This is a genomic window from Rhizobium sp. CF122 (genome assembly GCF_000282035.1).
Lineage (GTDB): Bacteria > Pseudomonadota > Alphaproteobacteria > Rhizobiales > Rhizobiaceae > Rhizobium.
In genome coordinates this window covers 1-21,857 of the sequence record NZ_AKKA01000015.1, presented here as the reverse complement: position 1 = coordinate 21,857, position 21,857 = coordinate 1, and the positions used below count along the sequence as shown (strand labels likewise).

Sequence of the window (21,857 nt, the reverse complement as noted above, 5' to 3'; positions counted from 1 at the left end):
CGGCTTCCGCCGCCGTTGCCGCTGGCTTCCTCTATTTCTCGACGTCGAATCGGGCGATCGTGCCGGGCCGCTCCCAGTCGGTTGCGGAGATGTCCTACGAGTTTATTGCCAACATGCTGAAGGAAGGCGCCGGATCCAAGGGGATGAAGTTCTTCCCGTTGGTCTTCTCGCTCTTCATGTTCGTGTTGACGGCAAACCTGCTCGGAATGTTCCCGTACTTCTTTACGGTTACCAGCCAGATCATCGTCACCTTCGCGCTGGCATTGCTCGTTATCGGTACGGTTCTCGTCTACGGCTTCTACAAGCATGGCTTCCATTTCCTGAATGTCTTTGTCCCGTCGGGGGTTCCTGGCATTCTTCTGCCGCTCGTTGTGTCGATCGAAATCATTTCCTTCCTGTCCCGCCCGATTTCGCTCTCCGTTCGTCTTTTCGCCAACATGCTGGCTGGTCACATCACCCTGAAAGTGTTCGCAGGCTTCGTCGCCTCGCTCGGAGCGCTGGGTGCGGTCGGCATCGGTGGCGCCGTTCTTCCTCTGATCATGACGGTCGCCCTGACCGGTCTCGAGTTCCTCGTCGCCTTCCTCCAGGCTTACGTCTTTGCGGTGCTGACTTGCATGTACCTCAACGACGCGATCCATCCGGGTGGCCACTAAGGGATACCGACATTGACGTCCCTCGGGCGTCAGTCAATTCGCCGCAACACAACCATTTCAAAGGAGTTCAACATGGAAGCGGAAGCAGCAAAGTTCATCGGTGCAGGTCTGGCTTGCTTTGGTATGGCCGGTACGGCTCTCGGCCTCGGCAACATCTTCGGCAGCTACCTGTCCGGCGCTCTGCGCAACCCGTCTGCTGCTGACAGCCAGTTCGGCCGTCTGGTTTTCGGCTTCGCCGTTACGGAAGCTCTGGGCATCTTCTCGCTGCTCGTCGCTCTCCTCCTGCTCTTCGCCGTTTGATACAGGCGCATTGAAGGATCACGGCCTGCAGTCCGCATGCCGTGATCCTTTGCATTTGCAGTACACCTGGAGGTGAGCATGTTTTTTGTGACCCCGGCTTACGCCGAAGAGGCCCCGGCGGGAACCGCAGAAACTGGTGCAGACACGCATGCCGCCCCGGCAGCAGGCGATGTCCACACCGAGACCGGCGTACCAGCCGAGCATCATGGTGGCGGCGTATTCCCGCCTTTCGATTCGACGACTTACGCCTCGCAGCTGCTTTGGCTGGCGATTACGTTCGTCGTCTTTTACGTGCTCATGCAAAAGGTCATCACGCCGCGCATCGGCGGTATCCTCGAGCAGCGCCACAATCGCATCTCGCAGGACCTCGATGAGGCAAGCCGCCTGAAGGCGGAAGCCGACGCCGACGTTGCCGCTTATGAAGCCGAATTGGCTGCTGCTCGCGCCAAGTCGAACTCGATCGGCACTGCCGCTCGCGACGCTGCCAAGCTGAAGGCGGAAGCCGACCGCAAGGCCGTTGAAGCAGGCCTGGCCGAAAAGCTCAAGGCTGCGGAAGGCCGCATCGCAGACATCAAGGCGAAGGCATTCGCTGACGTCGGTACCATCGCGGAAGAAACCGCAACGGCTGTCGTGGAACAGCTGATCGGCACCTCGGCAAAGGCAGATGTTGCCGCTGCGGTCGCTGACATAAAGAAGGGGGCTTGATCGATGGAATTTGCACTCGACGCAACATTCTTCGCATTCGTTGGCCTTGTTCTATTCCTGGCGCTGGTTGTTTACCTCAAGGTTCCCGGCATGATGGCAAAGTCGCTTGACGACCGTGCCGATCAGATCCGCAACGAGCTCTCGGAAGCTAAGCGTCTGCGCGAAGAGGCCCAGCATCTGCTGGCTGAGTATCAGCGCAAGCGTAAGGAAGCCGAAGCCGAAGCTGCACACATCGTTGCTGCAGCCGAGCGCGAAGCCGAAATGCTGACCGCCGAAGCCAAGAAGAAGACGGAAGAATTCGTCGCGAACCGCACCGCGGTTTCCGAACAGAAGATCAAGCAGGCAGAGGCCGATGCGATGAAGGCGGTTCGTTCCGCTGCCGTCGATCTGGCGATCGCTGCGGCCGAAAACGTCCTGGCGAAGAAGGCGGACACGAAGGTTCAGTCCGAGCTCTTCAGCGACGCTGTCAGCCACGTCAAGAGCCGCCTCAACTGAGGTGAGCAACAGCTTCTGAAAAGAAGGCCCCGCATTGCGGGGCTTTTCTGTTTGTGCGCACATGTGCGTCTCCGGAGCACATCGGGAATTGAATGTTGGGAGAAGGCAGTGGTGACCGGCCGTTCCGCCGTGGCGACCTGGTGTGGCGTTGCGCCCGCCCGTGGAGCGGGAGCGTGCAGGCGCTTCTGGCGCATCTGCAGGCGCACGGTTTCGATACTGCACCGAGGCCGGCCGGTCTCGACGCGGATTGGGAGCGTGTCACCTTTCTCCCGGGAAAGATTGCGGACATTGAGCGGGATGCCGAGATGCAATCCGCTCCAGCACTTCTATCGGCGGCAGGCTGGCTGCGCCGCTACCACGACTGTACCGCGCCGATCGCCGGCAACTGGGCGAAGCGAACATGGCAACTGCCGCCACGCGAGCCACTGGATGTGATCTGCCATGGCGATTTCGCGCCTTACAACATCGTCCTGAGAGACGGCAAACTCGCGGAAGTGATCGACTTCGAGACTGCGCATCCGGGTTCCCGGATATGGGATCTGGCCTATGCGATTTATCGCTGGGCGCCGCTCTCTTCGGCAATCGTCGCACATGAACTCTCCCGTATAGAGAGGCAGATCGAAAGGGCGCGTGTCTTCCTGGAAGAATATGGGCTGAACAGCGAGCTTCGCGCTACGGCAGTCGACGGCATCATCACGCGGCTCGAAGCCCTCGTTTCCTTCATGGAGACCGAAGCTTCAACGGGATCAGCGAAGTATCAGCGCAACATCGAGGAAGGGCATGACCGGCTCTACCGGCAGGACATCGCCTATATCCAACGCCACAGGGAGCAGATCGTAGCGGGCGTCTCGCGTCTGACCTGACGTCATTCGCCGTCGACAAACTCGCCTTTTTTCAGCGGACTGAACGTCATCCTATGCAGCGAGCAGGGGCCGTGTTTTTCGATGCCGGCCCGGTGCTGCGCGGTGCCATAGCCTGCATGCGCGGCAAAGCCGTAAGCCGGGAACGTGCTGTCGGCGCGTGCCATCATTCGGTCCCGCGTCACCTTGGCAACGATCGAGGCGGCAGCGATGGACACGGAGCGTGCGTCACCCTTGACGACCGCCTGCCCGGGGCAGGCAAGACCGGGTGGAACGTCGAGCCCGTCGGTCAGGACATAGCTTGCAGGAATCGACAGGCCACAGATGGCGCGGCGCATGGCATCGAGGCTCGCCTTGCGGATATCCGTCTCGTCGATGCGCGTCGAGCTTGAGGAGGCAATAGACACCGTCGCCGTTGCGAGGATCTGCACGAAGAGCTCCTCGCGCTTCTGTGCTGAAAGCTGCTTCGAATCGTTCAGCCCATCAGGAATGCGTTTGGGATCGAGAATGACAGCGGCCGCCACGACGGGGCCGGCGAGAGGTCCGCGCCCCGCCTCATCGGCGCCGGCGACCGGCCAGTGGCCGGCCTTGCGCGCCTTCAGTTCCAGCCGGAAATCCGGCACGAGAGGGACATCTTCAAAAAGCATGGGAGAATCGGGTGACGTGCGACGTTTCATGCGGCTGAACCTCGCACGCCAACCCGATTTCCTGCAAGTCCCCGGATCAGGGCGGCGGCCCGGGGACTTGAGCGCGGAAGGGCAGGGCGACCATCCGCGAAACTCAAACATCAAAGCAGCGAGAGTTGAACGCCGCTGCCATCGGGCGGAACGAACAGGTCGTCCCGCAGTGGCATGCTGCGTCGGGTCATACCGAGCCGTTTCGTCGCCATTTCAAAGCGGCGCGCAATCTGCCAGGCATAGGGTCCAGCACCTTTCATTCGCTTGCCGAACTCGGCGTCGTAATCCTTGCCGCCGCGCATCGAGCGAACCAGCGACATGACGTGGCGGTAGCGGTCGGGATAATTTTGCAGCAGCCAGTCGCGAAACAGCGGTGACACTTCGAGCGGCAGGCGCAGGATCACATAACCCGCTTCCGCAGCGCCAGCGGCGTGAGCCGAGTCCAGAATGCGCTCCAGTTCATGATCGTTGAGCGCCGGAATCATCGGGGCAGCCATCACCGATGTCTGGATACCTGCCTCGGAGAGCGCGCGGATGGCCTCCAGCCGACGCGTCGGCGTCGAGGCGCGCGGCTCCATGGTTCGCGCCAGCTTTCGGTCGAGCGTCGTCACCGACAGCGAAACACGGACAAGGTTCCTCTCCGCCATCGCCGAGAGAATGTCGATGTCGCGCATGATCATTGCCGACTTGGTTACGATCGAAACCGGATGGTTCGCCTTCTCAAGCACCTCGAGGATCTGCCGCATGATGCGCCATTCCTTCTCGATTGGCTGGTAGGGATCGGTGTTGGTGCCGATCGCGATCACGCGCGGCTTATAGCCGGGCTTCGCCAATTCGCGCTCCAGAAGCTTCGCCGCATCCGGTTTGGCAAAGAGCTTTGCTTCGAAGTCGAGGCCGGCCGAAAGCCCCATATAGGCATGCGTCGGCCGCGCGAAACAGTAGATGCAGCCATGCTCACAGCCACGATAGGGATTGATCGAGCGGTCGAAGGGAATGTCCGGCGATTCATTGCGGGTGATGGCCGTTCGGGGCTTTTCGATCTGAACCTCGGTCTTGAACGGAGGTAGGTCCTCAAGGTTCTGCCAGCCGTCGTCGAAAGTCTCACGGCGCAACGGCTCGAAGCGCCCGCTCGGATTGAGTCCGGCTGCGCGTCCCCGGCGGCGGTCGACATCGATCCGCAGGCCGGCAGATACGATCATCGCATCGGCAATATCTGCCGTATTGGCAGGCGCGAATGCGGCCTGCCCTGCAAGGGGCTGCTCGTTCATCGGATTCTCCGCTGGCGGAAGCGTTGCTTCCATCCGTTTTGATGATTAAATTCCTATCGGCAAAATGAGAACAATGCAAGAACAAAATGAGGAAAGTGCCGCTGGCAAATTTTTGTGCGGCGCTCTATGAATAGGCAATGTTGACTGTTGTACTCGAATGCCGGGATCAGGAACCTGAACTGGCGCAGACGTTATCGGTGTTGGTTGCAGGCGCGGTGGAGGGGCTCGTCAGCGATGTCGTAGTGCTTGACCACGACTCAAGGGATGGGACCTCAAGGGTGGCCGATGCCGCCGGCTGCCGGTTTCATTCGCAATGGGATATCAAGGATATAGTGCGCTCGGCGCGGGGCGAGTGGCTGCTTTTCGTCGAGCCGGGAGCGCGGCCACAGACGGGCTGGATCGACGAGATTGCCGAGTACATGGCGCTAAACAAGTTGCCGGCGCGCTTCACTGCCTCGCGGGGATATCGACGGCCCTTCCTGCAGCGCATCGGCCGTGCCTCGTCGCCGCTCGAGCTTGGACTTCTCCTTCCCAAGAAGCAGGCGATGGCCACGGCAAGAAGCGGTATGCGCCTTTCCGAATTCGCGAAAGGGCAGAAGCTGCGCAAGCTTTCCAGCGAACTGATTCCATCATGGGTCGCGCGCGCCGCCCGATAGCAAACGCGTGCTGGTCCTTCGACCTCTCCGCAAAAGATGGCGCCCGATACAATTTTGCGCTATAATTCCTGGATGGCGCCGCCCGAGCGCCTCGCTTCGTGACGGTCGACCATGGAATGCCGTTAGACGGCAGAACAGGTCAGCGGAAGTCTCCTCTTCTGCCGGTTTCCGGCAAAAGGAGGTGCGTCATGAAACGCAATATGATCCGCGGCCTGTTGTCGGCCGTCATATTGGCGACATCGATGATCGCGCATCCGCATTCGGCAGCATCGCAGATGATGCGCAGTTGCGCAGGCCGATCCGAGGTCGTTAATTTCCTCGACAAGAACTTTGCCGAAAAACTGACGGCAGTCGGATTGGTCAACCAGAACGCCATGCTTGAGGTCTATGCCGCGCAGAGCGGCACGTGGACGCTGCTCATCACGGATGTTCGCGGCGTAAGCTGCATCCTGCTGTCGGGTGATAGCTGGGAGACGATGCCTACTCTTCCGGGCATTGGGACATAGAGCTGCAGGTTTGCATTTTTCTGCCGAAGCAGTCCGTTACTTGCCCCCGCCGCGCTTCAGATGCTCATCGAGGCGCGGCATGATCTCCACGAAATTACAGGGCAAGTGGCGGTAGTCGAGCTGGGCTTTCAGTATGCCGTCCCAGGCATCCTTGCAGGCGCCGGGCGAGCCGGGCAGCGCGAAGATAAAGGTCGCGTTGGCAACTCCCGCCGTGGCGCGTGATTGAATCGTCGACGTGCCGATCTTGTCGTAGGAGATACGGTGGAACACCTCCGAAAAGCCATCCATCTTCTTCTCGAAAAGCGGTTCCAGCGCATCCGGCGTAACGTCGCGGCCGGTAAAGCCTGTTCCGCCGGTGGTGATCACGACGTCGATATCGTCGCGCTCGGTCCAGGCCTTCACACGCGAAGCGATTGCCTGTCGGTCGTCGGGGACGATCGCGCGGTCGACCAACCGGTGACCCGCCTCCGTGATCCTGGAAACCAACGTATCGCCGGAACGGTCATCGGCGAGCGTCCGTGTATCCGAGACCGTCAGCACGGCAATGCCGACAGGGATGAAGGAACGCGTTTCATCCAGTCTTGGCATCATGCCCTCCAGCGATCGTTTCCGTTGCTTCGAAATACCAGTCCGGTCGCTCGCTGTGAAGCGCTGCGACCACGTCTTCAGCCGCTGCAAGCGTATCGAAGATGCCGTAGCAGGTCGCGCCCGAACCAGACATGCGAACAAGGGAAGCGCCTTGCTTCTTGAGCATCGCCGAGATCTCGGTAATTTCGGGCAGCAGGTCCCGAGCGACCGGCTCAAGGTCATTGCGCATCGAGCCTATCGTCTCGACCCAGGTGGAACGGGGAGTCATGTCGAGTGACGGATTGGTCTTGATCGCCAGCTTCCGGAAAACCTCGGGCGTCGATACGCCTTTCAACGGGTTTGCCAGTATCATGGCAAAGGCCGGCATGTCGTCGACAGGCGTGATCTCTTCGCCAATGCCGCGCGCGATCAGTGGTCTGCTCGCCAGGCACATGGGCACGTCGGCACCGAGCCGGACGGCGATCGCCTCGATGGTCGCATTCGAAAGCGAGACGTTCCAGAGCCGCATCAGACCGCGAAGCGTCGCTGCCGCATCGGCCGATCCGCCGCCGATTCCGGATGCAATCGGCAGGTTCTTCTGGAGATGGATGCGAACCGCGGGAGCAAAGCCACCCTCGCGAGTGATCGTGTCGCGCAGAATGTCCCGCGCCTTCAGGACAAGATTGTCGTCGCGGTCGTCGACGAGCGCCTCGGCGAAGCGCCCTGAGATCGCGAACTCGTCGTCCTCCGCCGGCCTAAATTCCAAGCGGTCGCCAAGCCGGGTGAAGGTCACCAGCATATCGAGCAGATGGTAGCCGTCGGACCTCTGGCCCGTCACATGCAGGGCCAGATTGATTTTTGCCGGAGCGTCCTCGATGACAGCTACGTCATCGCGCAACCTCGTCGCAGGCATCGCCTATCAGGACTTCTTGTCCGTGGGCTTCGGTTCGACCGGGGCCGGATCCGGCTGCTTCTTGTCGGCGGCCTTGGAGTTGTCCGTATCCTGCGGCAAGCCGTTGGCGATCTTTTCCTTGATCTTCGGGATCTCGGAAGCCTCAGGCTCAGAGCCGAGAGCGCGGTTCCACTGGTAGACAGCTTCGAGCTTGCGGCCGACACGCCAGTAGGCATCGCCCAGATGGTCGTTGATCGTCGCATCGCCGGCCTTGATCTGCGCTGCCTTCTCCAGCTCCTCCACCGCATCGTCGAAGCGGTTCAGCCGGAAATAGGCCCAACCCAGAGAGTCGATGATATAGCCGTCATCCGGACGCAAATCGACCGCCTTCTTGATCATCCCCAGCCCCTCATCGAGGTTCCGGTTCATGTCGATCCAGGAGTAGCCGAGGTAGTTCAGAACCTGTGGCTGATCGGGGTTGAGTTCCAGCGCCTTGCGGAAATTCGGCTCGGCCTGGTCCCATTTCTTCAGGCGCTCATAGGCAATGCCACGCTGGAAGAAGACCGTCCATGCGCCCTTGCCCGGCAGCGGGCCGAGGACTTCGACGGCCTTGTCGTAGTTGTCGGCCATGGCGGCGTAATCCTTCGCATCCGACAGCACACTGCCGTAGGCGAGGTAGCTGCGAACGTCTTTCGGATCAGAGGCGATCAGGCTTTGAAGGTGCTTGCGCGCTTCTTCCACCTTGCCGCCCTGCGCAAGGGCAAGACCGAGCTGCAGCTCGGAGATGCGGCGCATCGGCGAAGTCTCCGGCACCTGCTTGTAGAGCGCAATCGCGCGGTCCATCTGCTCCTGCTTCTCGGCAATGCCGCCGAGCATGACGAGTGTATCGGCGCTATCCGGATCCAGCGTCTTGGCTGTCTGCAGGTAGAGCGAGACAATATCCTCGGCGCCATCGCGGTTCAGCGCGCCCCCGATGGAGAACAGCACGCCCGCAGCGCCCTGTTTGGCGGTCTGAATCTGCTGCTCCTGCTTCTCGCCCTTTTCGATGCTCTGGCGCAATGCGTTCAGCGGCGCGTAGTTCGGCAGCAGGTTGTCGCCGACGGAAATCGCGTCGAGTGCCTTTTGCTTGTTGCCCTGCGAGGCTTCCAGTCGAGCGAGAGCCATGACGGCGCGCATGAAGGTATCGGGAGCCGTCGCGCCGCCGTCCCTGTCGAGCACGGCGTCGTTGAGGTTCTGGCGAGCCGCCCTTACGTCGCCGTTCACAATCGCGATCGCGCCGGCATTGTAGGATTTGAAGATGCCGACCCAATCCGGCCCCTTCATCTTCTGAACCATGGCGAGCGCATCCTTGCCACGGCCGGCGCCGACACGAGCCCAGGCAGCGAGCAGATCGTTCATCATCCGGTCGAGATCGTTCGGGCCGGTATATTTCAGAAGTGATTCAGCTGTCTTGTACTCGCCGCGGCGAATGGCATCCATGCTGCGCACGATGGTCGTGATGCGCTCGACCGTCGGATCGCCCTTCAGGTCGTTGGCATATTTCACGCCATCCTTGATGTCGCCGTTCAGAAGTAGCGAGATCATCAGTCGCTGGCGAATCTCCGGATTTCCCGGCTCGATCTGCAACGCCTTCTTGTAGAGCTCAATCGCCGTCTCGTAATCGTGATCGACATCGGCCGTCCGGGCAGCCAAAAATGCGCCGGAGAAGCTCGTGACGCTATCCGGATCGAAGATCACCGTGGCGGCATCGTCCTTCTTGGCCGTCTCTTCGGCATTCACGCCGCCGAGCGCTGCCAGCGATAGGACCGCTGCCATGGCTGCGCTCGAAAGAAGACGGAAGGCAAGTTTTTGCCGCATTAGAAAACCTCTCTTGTCGGGCAGCCGGCCTCGTCCGACTGCAAAATCAGTTGAAATGACTGACTCACAACAGGATGGCTTTTTTGAAGCGGCCCTGCAATAAATTCAGCCCGCGGATCAGTGACCGTCGATTAATTGACGCGCTCAATGCAGAAGTCGATGACTTCCATCAGGGCCGACTTCCATGCCGTCTCGGGAAGCGGCGCGAGCGCATCGCGTGCAATCGTGCCGTAGTGAACCGCCCGGGCAATGGTGTCGTTCAGCGTGCCGTACTTGGCAATCAGGCCAAGCGCCCTTTCGAGGTTCTGGTCGCTGCTCTCGCCGCCTTCAATGGCCTGTCGCCAGAAAGCGCGCTCTTCCTCGGTGCCGCGGCGATAGGCGAGGATCACCGGGAGCGTGATCTTGCCCTCGCGGAAGTCGTCGCCGACATTCTTGCCGAGATCGGCTGCCTTGCCACCGTAGTCCAGCGCGTCGTCGACGAGCTGGAAGGCTAGGCCGAGATTCATGCCGTAGGACTTCAGCGCGTTGCGGCCGGATTTGCCGGCATCGGCGACGATCGGGCCGACTTCCGCGGCGGCGGCAAACAACGCCGCGGTCTTCGCGCGGATGACTGCGAGGTAGTCGTCCTCGGTCGTTTCCATGTTCTTAGCGACGGAGAGCTGCAGCACTTCTCCTTCGGCGATCACGCAAGCCGCCGAGGAGAGCACATCGAGCGCATCGAGCGAGCCGACATCGACCATCATGCGGAACGCCTGGCCGAGCAGGAAGTCGCCGACGAGCACGCTCGCCTGGTTGCCCCAGATCATCCGGGCGGTGGACTTTCCGCGGCGAAGGTCGCTCTCGTCAACCACATCGTCATGCAGCAGCGTCGCTGTGTGCATGAACTCGACTGATGTCGCAAGCTTGATGTGGTTCTCGCCCTTGTAGCCGAACAGCGCGGCCGACGCCAAAGTCAGCATCGGACGGAGACGCTTGCCGCCGGACGAGATGAGATGGTTGGCCACCTCCGGGATCATCTGGACATCGGAACCGGCCTTGGAGAGGATAAGCTGGTTCACCCGTTGCATGTCCGCCTTAGTCAAATCGACCAGCGGCTTGACGGATGCCAGTTTGTTTTTGCTTTCTTCAAGCGGTATGACCACGCCCAACGACCCGGACTCCTGTTAAATTATTGAGTTGGACAATAGAAAGGGGCGATTGGCGCGGCAAGGGGTGAATTGTCGCGTCGCGCAAATTTGAAAGGGATTTTCCGGCAAATGCATGAACTTATTCGCGCCAATGATCCCGTGTTGCTCTCCTACGCGGAGAGCCTGCTGAAGGATGCGGGGATCCACTGCTTCATCGCCGATCAAGGCATGAGCGTTCTGGAAGGGTCGCTGGACATGTTGCAGCGCCGGCTGCTTGTCGATGACGAGGAGGCAGATCGGGCACGGCGGATCCTCGCGGATGCCGGGCTCGGCGACGAACTGCGCGCTCCCAAGTGAGCCTGAGATGACGGGAGATGTTGCCGAGACGATCGACGCTTTTCATCGGGGGCTGTTCCATGTGGTGCAGCCGAAGGGCAGGGGGCATCGCTCCGGCATGGATGCAATGCTGCTAGCTGCGCTTGTGGCCGACGACCGTCCGATCAAGGTCGCGGATCTCGGTGCCGGCGCAGGTGCCGCCGGCTTGGCCGTCGCGTCGCGGCTGCCGGCCGCCGAAGTCGTGCTCTTCGAGCGCTCCGCCGAGATGGCCGACTATGCGCGCCGCAGCGTCCTCCTGCCTGAAAATGCCTATCTGGCGGGCCGCGTTTCCGTCGTCGAGGCGGATGTGACGCTAAGGGCGAAGGCGCGCAACGAAGCCGGTCTCCCCGACGAGAGCTTTCATCACGTCATCATGAACCCGCCGTTCAACGATGCGGGCGATCGCCGCACACCCGATGCCTTGAAGGCGGAGGCACACGCGATGACGGAAGGAACGTTCGAAAGCTGGGTGCGGACGGCCGGGGCGATCATGATCCCCGGCGGGCAATTGTCCCTGATCGCGCGGCCGGAATCGATTGCGGAAATCATCGATGCCTGCGGACGCCGTTTCGGCGGCATCGAAGTCACCGCGATCCATCCGCGCGAGGGCGAGAACGCCGTGCGTATCCTCGTCACGGCCATAAAAGGGTCGCGCGCGCGGCTTTCGCTGCGCGCGCCACTCATTATGCACGAGGAGGGGACGCATAAATTCTCCCCCTTCGTTGACGATCTCAATAATGGCCGGGCGGCCTATGCCAGGCGCTAGCCGGTGACAAAGTCGAACAGCAGCTTGACATTGAGACCGGCAATCAGGACTGCGATCACATAGGCGATTGCGCTTAGCCAGCGCGGGGCGACCAGCGCGCCCATCTTCGCCTTGCTCGCCGTAAACATCACGAGCGGGAAGACGGCGAAGGAAAGCTGCAGGCTGAGCACGACCTGGGTCAGGATCAGCAGTTCCGCCGTACCCTTGTCGCCATACCAGATCGTGACGAAGGCGGCCGGAACAATGGCGATCGCACGTGTGATCAGGCGACGAACCCACGGTTGAAGCCGGATCTTCAGGAAGCCTTCCATGACGATCTGGCCGGCAAGCGTTGCCGTAACCGTCGAGTTCAGGCCGCAGCACAGGAGTGCGATGCCGAAGAGTGTTGGAGCGATTGCGAGGCCAAGCAACGGTGCGAGCAACGAAGATGCCTCGCCCAATTCCACGACGTCCGTCTTGCCGTTCGCATGGAAGGCAGCAGCCGCAAGGATCAGGATCGATGCATTGATCAGGAGCGCAAAGCAGAGCGCTATGGTCGAGTCAATCGTCGCGTAGGTCAGCGCTTGGCGCTTTTCCGGCACCGTGTGGCCGTAAGCGCGGGTCTGGACGATGCCCGAGTGCAGGTAGAGATTGTGCGGCATCACGGTGGCGCCGAGAATGCCGAGCGCGAGATAGAGCATCTCAGGGTTGGAAACGATCTCGGTCGTCGGGAAGAAGCCCCGGATCACCGCACCCCATTCCGGGTCGGCAAGGAAGATCTGCACGCCAAAGCACACGGCGATGATGGCGAGCAGGGCGATCACGAAAGCTTCCACCCAGCGGAAGCCGATCTTCTGCAGATAGAGGATGAGGAACACGTCGAGCGATGTGATAAGCACGCCGAGCTCAAGCGGGATGCCGAAGAGCAGATTGAGGCCGATCGCCGTGCCGATCACTTCGGCGATGTCGGTCGCGATGATGGCGATTTCGGCAAACGCCCACAGCGGAATGGAGACGTACTTCGGGTAGGCGTCACGGCAGGCCTGTGCAAGGTCGCGGCCGGACGCGATGGCGAGGCGCGCGCAGAGCGACTGCAAGACGATCGCCATCAGGTTGGACAGGAGGGCGACGGTCAGCAGCGCATAGCCGAACTTCGAACCGCCGGCGAGCGAAGTCGCCCAGTTGCCGGGATCCATATAGCCGACGGCCACCATGTAGCCGGGCCCGAGGAACGCGGCAATGCGCCGCCAGCGCGTCCCATGTTTCTGCGTCTGGATTGAGCGGTAGACATCGGAAAGCGATGCCTCTTCGCGCTCGTGTCGCCAGCCGGCCTTTGTGTTCGTATTTACGATGTCCATGCAATTTCGCCCTTTTTACCAGTAGGAGCAGTATGTCTGATTGGAATGATAATGCAAGTCATTCGCAATAAGATTTGTGAATGGGAGATGTTTTCTGCAGCGACCATTGCGTTTGTCGCTCCGTTGCATACATGGAAGACGTTTGATGATGTCGCCGCAAAAGGATGGAAAATGGCCGGATTTTTGAAGAGGTTGCTGCCGAAGCGTTTCCGCAAGGAAGGTGTGGTGATCCCCGTGGTTCGACTTCACGGCCCGATCATGAGCGGCGGAAGCCAGTTCCGGCCCACTCTCAATCTCGCCGCTGCGGCGCAGGTCCTAGAGAAGGCCTTTAGCTTCAAGGATGCGCCGGCGGTTGCGATCTCGCTCAATTCGCCGGGTGGCTCCCCGGTGCAATCGCGGCTCGTCTTTACCCGCATCCGCGAACTCGCACGTGAAAAGCAGAAGAAGGTTCTTGTCTTCATAGAAGATGTTGCGGCATCCGGCGGCTACATGATCGCGCTTGCTGGCGACGAAATCGTTGCCGACCCCACTTCCATCGTCGGCTCGATCGGCGTCGTCTCCGGTGGCTTCGGTTTCCCGGAGCTGCTGAAGAAGATCGGGGTGGAACGCCGCGTCTATACCGCGGGGGAAAACAAGGTGATCCTTGATCCATTCCAGCCCGAGAAGGAAAAGGATATCGAATACCTGAAGACCCTGCAGCTGGAGATCCATCAGGTCTTCATCTCCATGGTTCGCGAACGACGTGCCGGCAAACTGAAGAACGACGATGTGGTGTTCTCCGGGCTCTTCTGGACGGGCACGCGCGGCCTCGAACTCGGCCTGATCGACGGCCTCGGCGACATGCGCCAGGAATTGAAGCGCCGCTATGGGGCCAAAACCAAACTCGAGCTGGTGATGCCCGCGCGCGGTCTTTTCGGAAGGCGCATTCCCGGTATATCGTCAGCCAACTTGGAAGGTGCCGGAGCCGGTCTCGTGACCGGACTTGTCGAGGCCGCCGAGGAGAAGGCATTGTGGAGTCGATACGGGCTCTGAGGGATTAAAAGGCTGGCATCATGCCGCAACTGATAATCATTGTCGTGCTGGTGGTTGGCGCCTGGCTTCTCTACCGTCGCTTCATTGCTGATGCAAAGCGGCTCGCCGAGCGATCCCGCCGCGCCGAGAAAGAGCGCCAGACGGGTGCCATCGGCACACTGGTCAAGGATCCGGTTACGGGCGAATACCATCTGAAGAAGGACGAGGACGAGTAGAGCCGCAAAAGCCTTGACCCATCTGGCGCGTCGTGGCACCTGTCCGCGCACTTTTGTACGAATTCGGAAGCCGTTCCATGTCTGCAGCAATCCCCGACCACATGAACCCGAAGCGCTCGTTCCAGGCGCTGATCCTCACGCTTCACAATTATTGGGCGGACAAGGGTTGTGCGGTGCTGCAGCCCTACGACATGGAAGTTGGCGCCGGTACGTTCCACCCGGCAACGACGCTACGTGCGCTCGGCCCCAAGCCATGGAAAGCTGCCTACGTGCAACCGTCGCGCCGCCCGTCGGACGGCCGCTATGGCGAGAACCCGAACCGCCTGCAGCACTATTACCAGTATCAGGTCCTCCTGAAGCCGAACCCGCCGAACCTGCAGGAGCTCTATCTCGGCTCGCTCGCGGCGATCGGCCTCGATCCGCTGCTGCATGACATCCGTTTCGTCGAGGATGACTGGGAAAGCCCGACGCTCGGCGCCTGGGGTCTTGGCTGGGAGTGCTGGTGCGACGGCATGGAAGTGTCGCAGTTCACTTATTTCCAGCAGGTCTGCGGCATCGAATGCTCGCCTGTCTCGGGCGAGTTGACCTACGGCCTTGAGCGCCTTGCGATGTACGTCCAGGGCGTCGACAATGTCTACGACCTGAACTTCAACGGTCGCGAGGGCGACGAGAAGATCAGTTACGGCGACGTCTTCCTACAGGCGGAGCAGGAATACTCCCGCCACAATTTCGAGTACGCCAACACGGAAATGCTGCACCGGCACTTCATCGACGCCGAGAAGGAATGCCAGGCGCTCCTCGCGGCCGGCGCGCCGGGCGACAGCGATAACCAGAAGCTGCACAAGTGCGTCTTCCCGGCCTACGACCAGTGCATCAAGGCAAGCCATGTCTTCAATCTGTTGGATGCCCGCGGTGTGATCTCGGTTACCGAGCGTCAGAGCTACATTCTGCGCGTACGGACGCTCGCCAAGGCCTGCGGCGAGGCCTTCCTAATGACGGATGCAGGTGGGGTGAATCTGGCGAAAACTGCCGCTTGAAGGGCGGCAGTCAGTGGCGATCGTCGCTTCTGGCCTCGACACGGCGCTCCACCGGGCGCGCCATTTTCTGGACAAAGAAGTACGAAGCGATGGCCAGCATGTTGAGGAGGAAAAGTACTGCGCCATGGTCTGAATGATCCTCGCCGCAAGTTTCTCGGGCACGTTTGTTTCAACCGTGCAAGATGAAAATTAGGACGTCGGCCGGCGCGACGGTATCGTGATTTTTCGCTACCCTTGTCTTTGATTGTCCCGAAGAGACCGGAAATGCGGGATGACAATCTGCGGTAACGCGCATAGTCTCCCGGCATACTTTCGGTCGTTGCGGGGGATTCGTGATGTATATTATTCTTGGCCTTGTCGTTCTGGCCGCGCTTTATGCCGTCTTCATTTACAACGGCCTCGTTCGCGCACGGCAGATGTCTGAGGAAGCCTGGTCCGGCATTGATGTGCAGCTGAAGCGCCGCGCCGACCTGATCCCCAATCTCATCGAGACGGTCAAGGGCTATGCCGCGCACGAGAAGACGACGCTCGAAGAGGTCGTTGCCCTCCGCAACAAGGCCCAATCAGTTCCAGCAGGCGATGTCGCCGGTCGCGCCCAGGCGGAAGGCCTGCTTGGCCAGGCGCTCGGCCGTGTGTTGGCTCTCGCCGAAGCCTATCCCGACCTGAAGGCGAACGAGAATTTCCGCGAGCTGCAGACCTCGCTCGAGACGATGGAAAGCGAAATCCAGATGGCCCGCCGCTACTACAATGGCGCGGCTCGTGATCTGAACGTCAAGGTCGAGAGCTTCCCGTCCAATCTGGTCGCCGGCCAGTTCGGATTCCAGAAGCGCGAGTATTTCGAGATCACCAACGAAGCGGATCGCGCCGTTCCGACGGTAAAGTTCTGACATCCGCCATTTGCCTTTGCGTAAAAGCTGCTATGAGCAGGGCATGATCGTGGCTGGAAACGGCCTTCGCGCAAAGACGGAAAAGACAAGGTTATGAGTAAAGAGAAGCTCACTATCATCCCGCCGGACAAGCCGCTGACAGGCCGCGCCGTCCCCCCCGGCTCGAAGTCGATCACCAACCGCGCGCTGCTTCTGGCAGGTCTCGCCAAGGGTACCAGCCGCCTGACCGGCGCTTTGAAGAGCGATGACACCCGCTATATGGCCGACGCTCTCCGCGGCATGGGCGTGATCATCGAGGAGCCGGATGACACGAGCTTCGTCGTCACGGGCAGCGGCAAGCTGCTGCCGCCACAGGTGCCGCTCTTCCTCGGCAACGCCGGAACGGCGACGCGCTTCCTGACGGCCGCTGCCGCCCTGGTGGATGGCACGGTTGTCGTCGATGGTGACCAACACATGCGCAAGCGCCCGATCGGCCCGCTCGTCGATGCGCTGCGTTCGCTTGGCATCGACGCATCGACCGAAACCGGCTGCCCGCCCGTCGCCGTCAAGGGCACCGGCCGTTTCGAAGCGAGCCGCATCCAGATCGATGGAGGCCTGTCGAGCCAGTATGTCTCGGCGCTCCTGATGATGGCCGCCGGCGGCGACAAGCCGGTGACGATCGAGTTACTTGGCGAGGATATCGGCGCGCTCGGCTACATCGATCTGACGACGGCGGCGATGCGCACCTTTGGCGCCAAGGTCGAGAAGACCAGCCCGGTGACCTGGCGCGTCGAGCCGACCGGCTACACCGCGGCCGACTTTGTGGTCGAGCCGGACGCCTCGGCCGCGACCTACCTCTGGGCGGCGGAAGTGCTGACGTCAGGCAAGATCGACCTCGGCGTTGCGAACGGCGCGTTCACGCAGCCGGATGCGAAGGCCTATGACCTGATCGCCAAGTTCCCGCATCTTCCGGCCGTCATCGACGGTTCGCAGATGCAGGATGCGGTTCCGACCCTTGCCGTTCTTGCGGCTTTCAACGAGACGCCGGTTCGTTTCGTCGGCATCGCCAATCTGCGCGTCAAGGAATGCGATCGCATTCGAGCGGTCTCGACCGGCCTCACGCAGATCCGTCAGGATCTGGCGCGCGAGGAAGGCGATGACCTGATCGTCCAGTCCGATCCGGATCTCGCCGGACAGCGCCTGCCGGCCAACATCGACACCTTCGCCGATCACCGCATCGCCATGAGCTTTGCCCTCGCCGGCCTAAAGATCGCCGGCATCACGATCCTTGATCCGGACTGCGTTGGCAAAACCTTCCCGGCCTACTGGCGGACGCTGGCAGGGCTTGGTGTGACCTATGCCGACGAGGGCTGACACTATCTGACGCGGCCGGGACGCCGCAGGCGAGGGGTATGATGATCCGACGGCTTTCCGGCCTCTGCTTCGTTCTGTTTCTGATGCTTGCGGCGCGTGGCGCCATCGCTGCGGAGGTGATTAACGCTTTCGCGTCAAACATCGCGCTTGAGAAGAGCGGGGCGATGACGGTGACGGAGACGATCACCGTCAATGCCGAAGGCAATCGCATCCGGCGCGGCATCTTTCGCGATTTTCCGCTGACCTATCAGGATGAAGAAGGCCGCCTCCGCCGCGTCGACTTCGACGTTATCTCGGTCAAGCGCGATGGTCGCGACGAGCCTTGGCATACCGAGTCCATCAGTGGCGGTATCCGCATCTATGCCGGCTCGGAAGACGTCACCGTCAGCTATGGCCGCCACGAATACGTCTTCACCTACCGCACCAATCGCCAGATCCGCTACTTCGACAATCACGATGAGCTCTACTGGAATGTCACCGGCAACGGCTGGATCTTCCCGATCCTGACGGCGACGGCGACGGTCAACCTTCCTGACGGTGTCAGCGCGACCGACACTGCTTTTTTCACTGGCCCGCAGGGGGCGACGGACAGGAATGCAAGCGTTTCCGGGGGCGGCGGCCGACTGCTGTTTTCGACGACCCGGCCGCTCAATGTAGGCGAAGGGCTGACGATTGCCGTCAAGATGCCGAAGGGCTCGATCGATCCGCCGAGCGCCGACGACACACGGCGCTGGTGGCTGAGCGACAACCGCGACTACTTCCTCGGCTTCGGTGGCCTTCTCCTCGTCTTCCTCTACTACACGCGTTCTTGGCTGAAGGTCGGCCGCGATCCGGCCCGCGGCGTGCTGGTGCCGCGCTGGGACCCGCCCGACGGCATCTCGCCGGCACTGGTGAACTATATCGACAATCGCGGTTTCTCCGGGCAGGGCTGGACGGCGCTGTCGGCCACGGCCCTCAATCTGGCGGTGCGCGGCTATGTGGTACTGGAAGACCTCAAGAACGCGATCATCATCCGCCGCACCGACAAGCCGGTCGGTAAGGAGAAGCTTGAGGCCGGCGAAACGAGCTTGCTGAATGCCGTCGGCGCCAAGGGCTCCCTGACGATTGACGAGGCCAACGGAACGAAGGTGAAGTCGGCGGGGGACAGTTTCCGGGCCGCCATCGAGCGCGAGCACCGCGGCAAATACTACAATGCGAATACCGGCTATACGACGGGCGGTATCGCACTCAGCGCCGCCTCGTTGGTGGCCCTCTTCGTCTTTGGCACGCTGGAGCCGGAGACCATCGCTTTGATGATCATTCCGATCGTCGTTGTCGTCTTTATTTCCGTCTTCGTTGCCGGCTTTGCCAAGTCGTTCCGCCCCGGCAGGTCGCTCGGCGCGAAGATCATGTCCGTGATCGCCATCGGTATCGCCACCTTTGTCGGCTTCAGCATCGTGTCGTCTCTGGCCTTGGCGCTGTTCTCGTCGCTGGTCGAACTCCACGAGACGCCGATGCTGTTTGCCATCGGCGGCATCATCCTGCTGAACCTGCTCTACGTCTTCATCATGGGTGCGCCGACCCCGCTCGGGGCCAAGCTGATGGATGGTATCGACGGCCTGCGTCAGTACATGACGCTGGCTGAGAAGGACCGCATGAACATGGCGGGGGCGCCCGAGATGTCGCCGCAGCATTTCGAGAAGCTCTTGCCCTATGCTGTCGCGCTCGGCGTCGAAAAGCCCTGGTCGCGCGCCTTCGAGACCTGGCTTGCCGCGGCAGCAGCGGGAGTAGCCGCGGCCGCCTACGCCCCATCCTGGTATTCCGGCAATTTCGGCAGTGGCAATTTCTCCGATCGCATCGGCGGCTTCTCCTCATCGATGGCCTCGACGATTGCTTCCACGATCCCGACACCGCCCTCCAGTTCGTCCTCCGGTTTTTCCGGCGGCGGTTCCTCGGGCGGCTTCTCCGGTGGCGGCGGTGGCGGTGGTGGTGGCGGCGGCTGGTAAGGCTTCTTGCTCAAGCATTCCTGCTTGACCTTTCGGCGCTCTCCCCTTAACCGCCAGACGGAAACGTGAAAGGGACGGGCATGAAGGTTCTGTTGATCGGATCGGGCGGACGCGAGCACGCATTGGCCTGGAAGCTGGCGCAATCGCCTGCCATGACGGACTTCTACGCCGCTCCGGGCAATCCGGGCATTGCCGAGCACGCGACAATGGTTGCCGTCGATGTCGACGACCATGATGCCGTCATTGCCTTCTGCAAGGGCAAGGCGATCGATTTCGTCGTCGTCGGCCCGGAAGCACCGCTCGTGGCGGGCATAGCCGACAAGCTGCGCGCCGAAGGCTTTCCCGTCTTCGGCCCGTCGGCTGCCGCGGCCCAGCTCGAGGGCTCGAAGGGCTTCACCAAGGATATCTGCGCCCGCTACGACATCCCTACCGGTGCCTATCGGCGCTTCAACAATGCGCCTAAGGCCAAGGCCTATATCCGCGAGCAGGGCGCCCCAATCGTCGTCAAGGCCGATGGCCTTGCTGCCGGCAAGGGCGTGACCGTCGCCATGACCGTCGATGAAGCGCTCGCCGCCGTCGACGACTGCTTCGAGGGTGCCTTCGGTGCGGCGGGTGCCGAGGTCGTCATCGAAGCCTATCTTGATGGTGAGGAAGCGAGCTTCTTCTGCCTCTGTGACGGCAAGCACGTCCTGCCGCTCGCAACCGCCCAGGATCACAAGCGGGTGGGCGAGGGTGACACCGGCCCGAACACCGGCGGCATGGGCGCCTATTCGCCGGCACCCGTGATGACGGCCGACATGGTCGAACGCACGATGAAGGAAATCATCGAACCAACCATGCGCGGCATGGCCGAAAGCGGCTATCCCTTCTCCGGCGTCTTCTTCGCCGGCCTGATGATCACCGCCAAGGGTCCCGAGCTCATCGAATACAATGTCCGCTTCGGCGATCCCGAATGCCAGGTGCTGATGATGCGACTGAAGAGCGATCTTCTGCCGCTCCTGTTTGCCACCGCCAATGGCACGCTCGATCAGGTGTCCGCCGAATGGACGGACGATCCGGCCCTGACTGTCGTGATGGCATCGAAGGGCTATCCGGGCTCCTACGATAAGAACACGCCGATCCGCCATATCCCGGACGCGGGCGAGGGCGTCAAGGTGTTTCATGCCGGTACGGCGCTGAAGGACGGTGCGCTGGTTGCAACCGGCGGGCGGGTGCTCAACGTCACTGCCACGGGCAAGACGGTCGGCGAGGCGCAGACGCGCGCCTACGCGCTGCTCGATAAGGTCGATTGGGACAACGGCTTCTGCCGCCGCGATATCGGCTGGCGTGCGATCGAACGCGAAAAAAACGTTCAGTAGATCTGCCACCAACTTGCTTTTGTTTAGCGAGGCCTCCTTGGCGGTCGGTCGGAAACGACGCTCGGTCGCGCAGCGCCTGTAGGGCTTGCCTCATGTCGGCCGCAGGATAGTTCCATTGGCCGACGACGATGGAACCAAGCGGATGCATCCTGAACTTAAATCGTGTAACGACGCCAAAGTTTCCGCCGCCGCCGCGGATGCCCCAGAAGAGTTCAGGGTCGGACGTTGCGCTTGTCCAAATGATGCCTCCAGCCGCGGTCACGATTTCCGCGCCCAGCAAGCTGTCGATGGTAAGGCCGTATCTCCTGCTGGCGCATCCCATGCCTCCACCCCAGGGTCAGACCTGCCACACCTGTATGCGAGATCACGGCTGCCGGTACCACGTAACCTTCAGGAACTGTCGCGCGATCGAGATCGCCAAGGAGTGCCCCGCCGCCTACCTCGATCGTGCGCGTATCTCGATCGATGGCGATCGCGGTTAGCGCCGACAGATCGAGAACAAGTCCCGCATCGCAGGTTGAGAATCCCGGAAGACTGGCCGCCGCCGCGCACCGCAAGCAGGGCACGAGATGCACGCAGCTGCGTGCACGGCCTTCTGGACGTCATCCACACTCTGCGGGCGGACGATCGCCGCAGGCCGCCGATCGGCGACACCATTCCATACTTTGCGATAGCGATCATAATCCTGATGGTCCGCCGTGATGATCGGGCAGCGGTGCCCCAATAAGGAAAGCTCCCTCAGCAATAAGTTGGACATGTTGCGTCCCTCGACCCTCGCACAACCTCTAGCACATCCTGATCCGATCCAGAAACATCCTGCGATCGAAAAGCTGGAAGCCTGCAATGTGTCGAGATGGTTTCGCGACGCTTCATGTGAGCCGGTAGAGCGCTCGGGCTTTTGTGCGCAGAAGCGGTCACAGGCGGCAATTGCTTATATGAGGAGGGTCAA

General features: G+C 61.3%; 24 protein-coding genes. 16 read left to right on the top strand and 8 right to left on the bottom strand.

The window, feature by feature from the left end; genetic code table 11:
* The 5 genes from PMI09_RS04100 to PMI09_RS04080 form a co-directional block, all read left to right on the top strand.
* Positions 1-653: F0F1 ATP synthase subunit A (locus PMI09_RS04100; RefSeq protein WP_007789159.1), on the top strand; the 653-nt coding region annotated here is incomplete at its 5' end.
* 72 nt (positions 654-725) lie between these two features.
* Positions 726-953, top strand: coding sequence for a F0F1 ATP synthase subunit C (locus tag PMI09_RS04095; protein ID WP_003588243.1), 228 nt, complete (start codon positions 726-728; stop codon positions 951-953).
* Between the two features lie 78 nt (positions 954-1,031).
* Positions 1,032-1,658, top strand: a complete 627-nt coding sequence (locus PMI09_RS04090) for a F0F1 ATP synthase subunit B (RefSeq protein ID WP_007789158.1) — start codon at positions 1,032-1,034, stop codon at positions 1,656-1,658.
* 3 nt (positions 1,659-1,661) lie between these two features.
* Complete coding sequence (locus tag PMI09_RS04085; RefSeq protein WP_007789157.1) at positions 1,662-2,153, top strand: F0F1 ATP synthase subunit B; 492 nt, start codon at positions 1,662-1,664, stop codon at positions 2,151-2,153.
* Between the two features lie 173 nt (positions 2,154-2,326).
* Complete coding sequence (locus tag PMI09_RS04080) at positions 2,327-3,016, top strand: phosphotransferase (RefSeq protein ID WP_244423720.1); 690 nt, start codon at positions 2,327-2,329, stop codon at positions 3,014-3,016.
* A gap of 2 nt (positions 3,017-3,018) precedes the next feature.
* Here PMI09_RS04080 and PMI09_RS04075 read toward each other — a convergent pair whose 3' ends face one another.
* A complete protein-coding gene (locus PMI09_RS04075; protein ID WP_007789155.1) occupies positions 3,019-3,690 on the bottom strand; it encodes a ribonuclease HII in 672 nt (223 codons plus the stop codon).
* 110 nt (positions 3,691-3,800) lie between these two features.
* Positions 3,801-4,958, bottom strand: a complete 1,158-nt coding sequence (locus PMI09_RS04070; RefSeq protein WP_007789154.1) for a PA0069 family radical SAM protein — start codon at positions 4,956-4,958, stop codon at positions 3,801-3,803.
* Between the two features lie 137 nt (positions 4,959-5,095).
* Between PMI09_RS04070 and PMI09_RS04065 the strand changes: the two genes are divergently transcribed.
* On the top strand, positions 5,096-5,614 hold the full coding sequence (locus tag PMI09_RS04065; RefSeq protein ID WP_007789153.1) for a glycosyl transferase: 519 nt from the start codon (positions 5,096-5,098) through the stop codon (positions 5,612-5,614).
* A gap of 188 nt (positions 5,615-5,802) precedes the next feature.
* Positions 5,803-6,120, top strand: a complete 318-nt coding sequence (locus tag PMI09_RS04060) for a hypothetical protein (RefSeq protein WP_007789152.1) — start codon at positions 5,803-5,805, stop codon at positions 6,118-6,120.
* 36 nt (positions 6,121-6,156) lie between these two features.
* On the opposite strand, the gene moaB is transcribed toward PMI09_RS04060, so the two are convergent.
* From moaB to PMI09_RS04040, 4 genes are all read right to left on the bottom strand, one after another.
* Positions 6,157-6,708, bottom strand: coding sequence for a molybdenum cofactor biosynthesis protein B (moaB, locus tag PMI09_RS04055; protein ID WP_007789150.1), 552 nt, complete (start codon positions 6,706-6,708; stop codon positions 6,157-6,159).
* The gene (locus PMI09_RS04050) at positions 6,692-7,600 is read right to left on the bottom strand and encodes a 4-(cytidine 5'-diphospho)-2-C-methyl-D-erythritol kinase (RefSeq protein WP_007789148.1); all 909 of its coding nucleotides are present in this window, start codon (positions 7,598-7,600) and stop codon (positions 6,692-6,694) included. Before PMI09_RS04050 ends, moaB begins: the two co-directional genes overlap by 17 nt.
* Before the next feature lie 6 nt (positions 7,601-7,606).
* Entirely contained in the window at positions 7,607-9,436 is a 1,830-nt protein-coding gene (locus PMI09_RS04045) for a tetratricopeptide repeat protein (protein WP_007789144.1), read from the bottom strand.
* 131 nt (positions 9,437-9,567) lie between these two features.
* Complete coding sequence (locus tag PMI09_RS04040) at positions 9,568-10,584, bottom strand: polyprenyl synthetase family protein (protein ID WP_007789141.1); 1,017 nt, start codon at positions 10,582-10,584, stop codon at positions 9,568-9,570.
* Between the two features lie 108 nt (positions 10,585-10,692).
* Between PMI09_RS04040 and PMI09_RS04035 the strand changes: the two genes are divergently transcribed.
* Together PMI09_RS04035 and PMI09_RS04030 are read left to right on the top strand one after the other, a co-directional pair.
* Complete coding sequence (locus PMI09_RS04035) at positions 10,693-10,920, top strand: putative signal transducing protein (protein WP_007789138.1); 228 nt, start codon at positions 10,693-10,695, stop codon at positions 10,918-10,920.
* 7 nt (positions 10,921-10,927) lie between these two features.
* Positions 10,928-11,704, top strand: a complete 777-nt coding sequence (locus tag PMI09_RS04030) for a tRNA1(Val) (adenine(37)-N6)-methyltransferase (RefSeq protein WP_037081866.1) — start codon at positions 10,928-10,930, stop codon at positions 11,702-11,704.
* Here the strand turns inward: PMI09_RS04030 and PMI09_RS04025 are convergent.
* A complete protein-coding gene (locus tag PMI09_RS04025; RefSeq protein ID WP_007789134.1) occupies positions 11,701-13,041 on the bottom strand; it encodes an Nramp family divalent metal transporter in 1,341 nt (446 codons plus the stop codon). The genes PMI09_RS04030 and PMI09_RS04025 overlap by 4 nt on opposite strands.
* 171 nt (positions 13,042-13,212) lie before the next feature.
* On the opposite strand from PMI09_RS04025, the gene PMI09_RS04020 reads away from it, so the two are divergent.
* The 7 genes from PMI09_RS04020 to purD all read left to right on the top strand — a co-directional run bounded on the left by PMI09_RS04020 (position 13,213) and on the right by purD (position 20,908).
* A complete protein-coding gene (locus PMI09_RS04020; protein ID WP_037081867.1) occupies positions 13,213-14,073 on the top strand; it encodes a S49 family peptidase in 861 nt (286 codons plus the stop codon).
* A gap of 20 nt (positions 14,074-14,093) precedes the next feature.
* Positions 14,094-14,288 carry a membrane protein gene (locus PMI09_RS04015; RefSeq protein WP_007789132.1) on the top strand — a complete coding sequence of 65 codons (195 nt, stop codon included), beginning with the start codon at positions 14,094-14,096 and terminating at the stop codon, positions 14,286-14,288.
* Positions 14,289-14,365: 77 nt separating this feature from the next.
* Positions 14,366-15,325: a glycine--tRNA ligase subunit alpha gene (locus PMI09_RS04010; protein WP_007789131.1), complete on the top strand. Its 960-nt coding sequence runs from the start codon at positions 14,366-14,368 to the stop codon at positions 15,323-15,325.
* 335 nt (positions 15,326-15,660) lie between these two features.
* Positions 15,661-16,212 carry a LemA family protein gene (locus PMI09_RS04005; RefSeq protein ID WP_007789130.1) on the top strand — a complete coding sequence of 184 codons (552 nt, stop codon included), beginning with the start codon at positions 15,661-15,663 and terminating at the stop codon, positions 16,210-16,212.
* A 93-nt stretch (positions 16,213-16,305) separates the two neighbouring features.
* Complete coding sequence (aroA, locus tag PMI09_RS04000; RefSeq protein ID WP_007789129.1) at positions 16,306-17,565, top strand: 3-phosphoshikimate 1-carboxyvinyltransferase; 1,260 nt, start codon at positions 16,306-16,308, stop codon at positions 17,563-17,565.
* 41 nt (positions 17,566-17,606) lie between these two features.
* Positions 17,607-19,550, top strand: a complete 1,944-nt coding sequence (locus PMI09_RS03995) for a DUF2207 domain-containing protein (protein ID WP_007789128.1) — start codon at positions 17,607-17,609, stop codon at positions 19,548-19,550.
* A gap of 80 nt (positions 19,551-19,630) precedes the next feature.
* Entirely contained in the window at positions 19,631-20,908 is a 1,278-nt protein-coding gene (purD, locus tag PMI09_RS03990) for a phosphoribosylamine--glycine ligase (protein WP_007789126.1), read from the top strand.
* 212 nt (positions 20,909-21,120) lie between these two features.
* On the opposite strand, the gene PMI09_RS32780 is transcribed toward purD, so the two are convergent.
* On the bottom strand, positions 21,121-21,474 hold the full coding sequence (locus PMI09_RS32780; protein WP_443216165.1) for an FAD-binding protein: 354 nt from the start codon (positions 21,472-21,474) through the stop codon (positions 21,121-21,123).
* Positions 21,475-21,857: the final 383 nt, after the last annotated feature.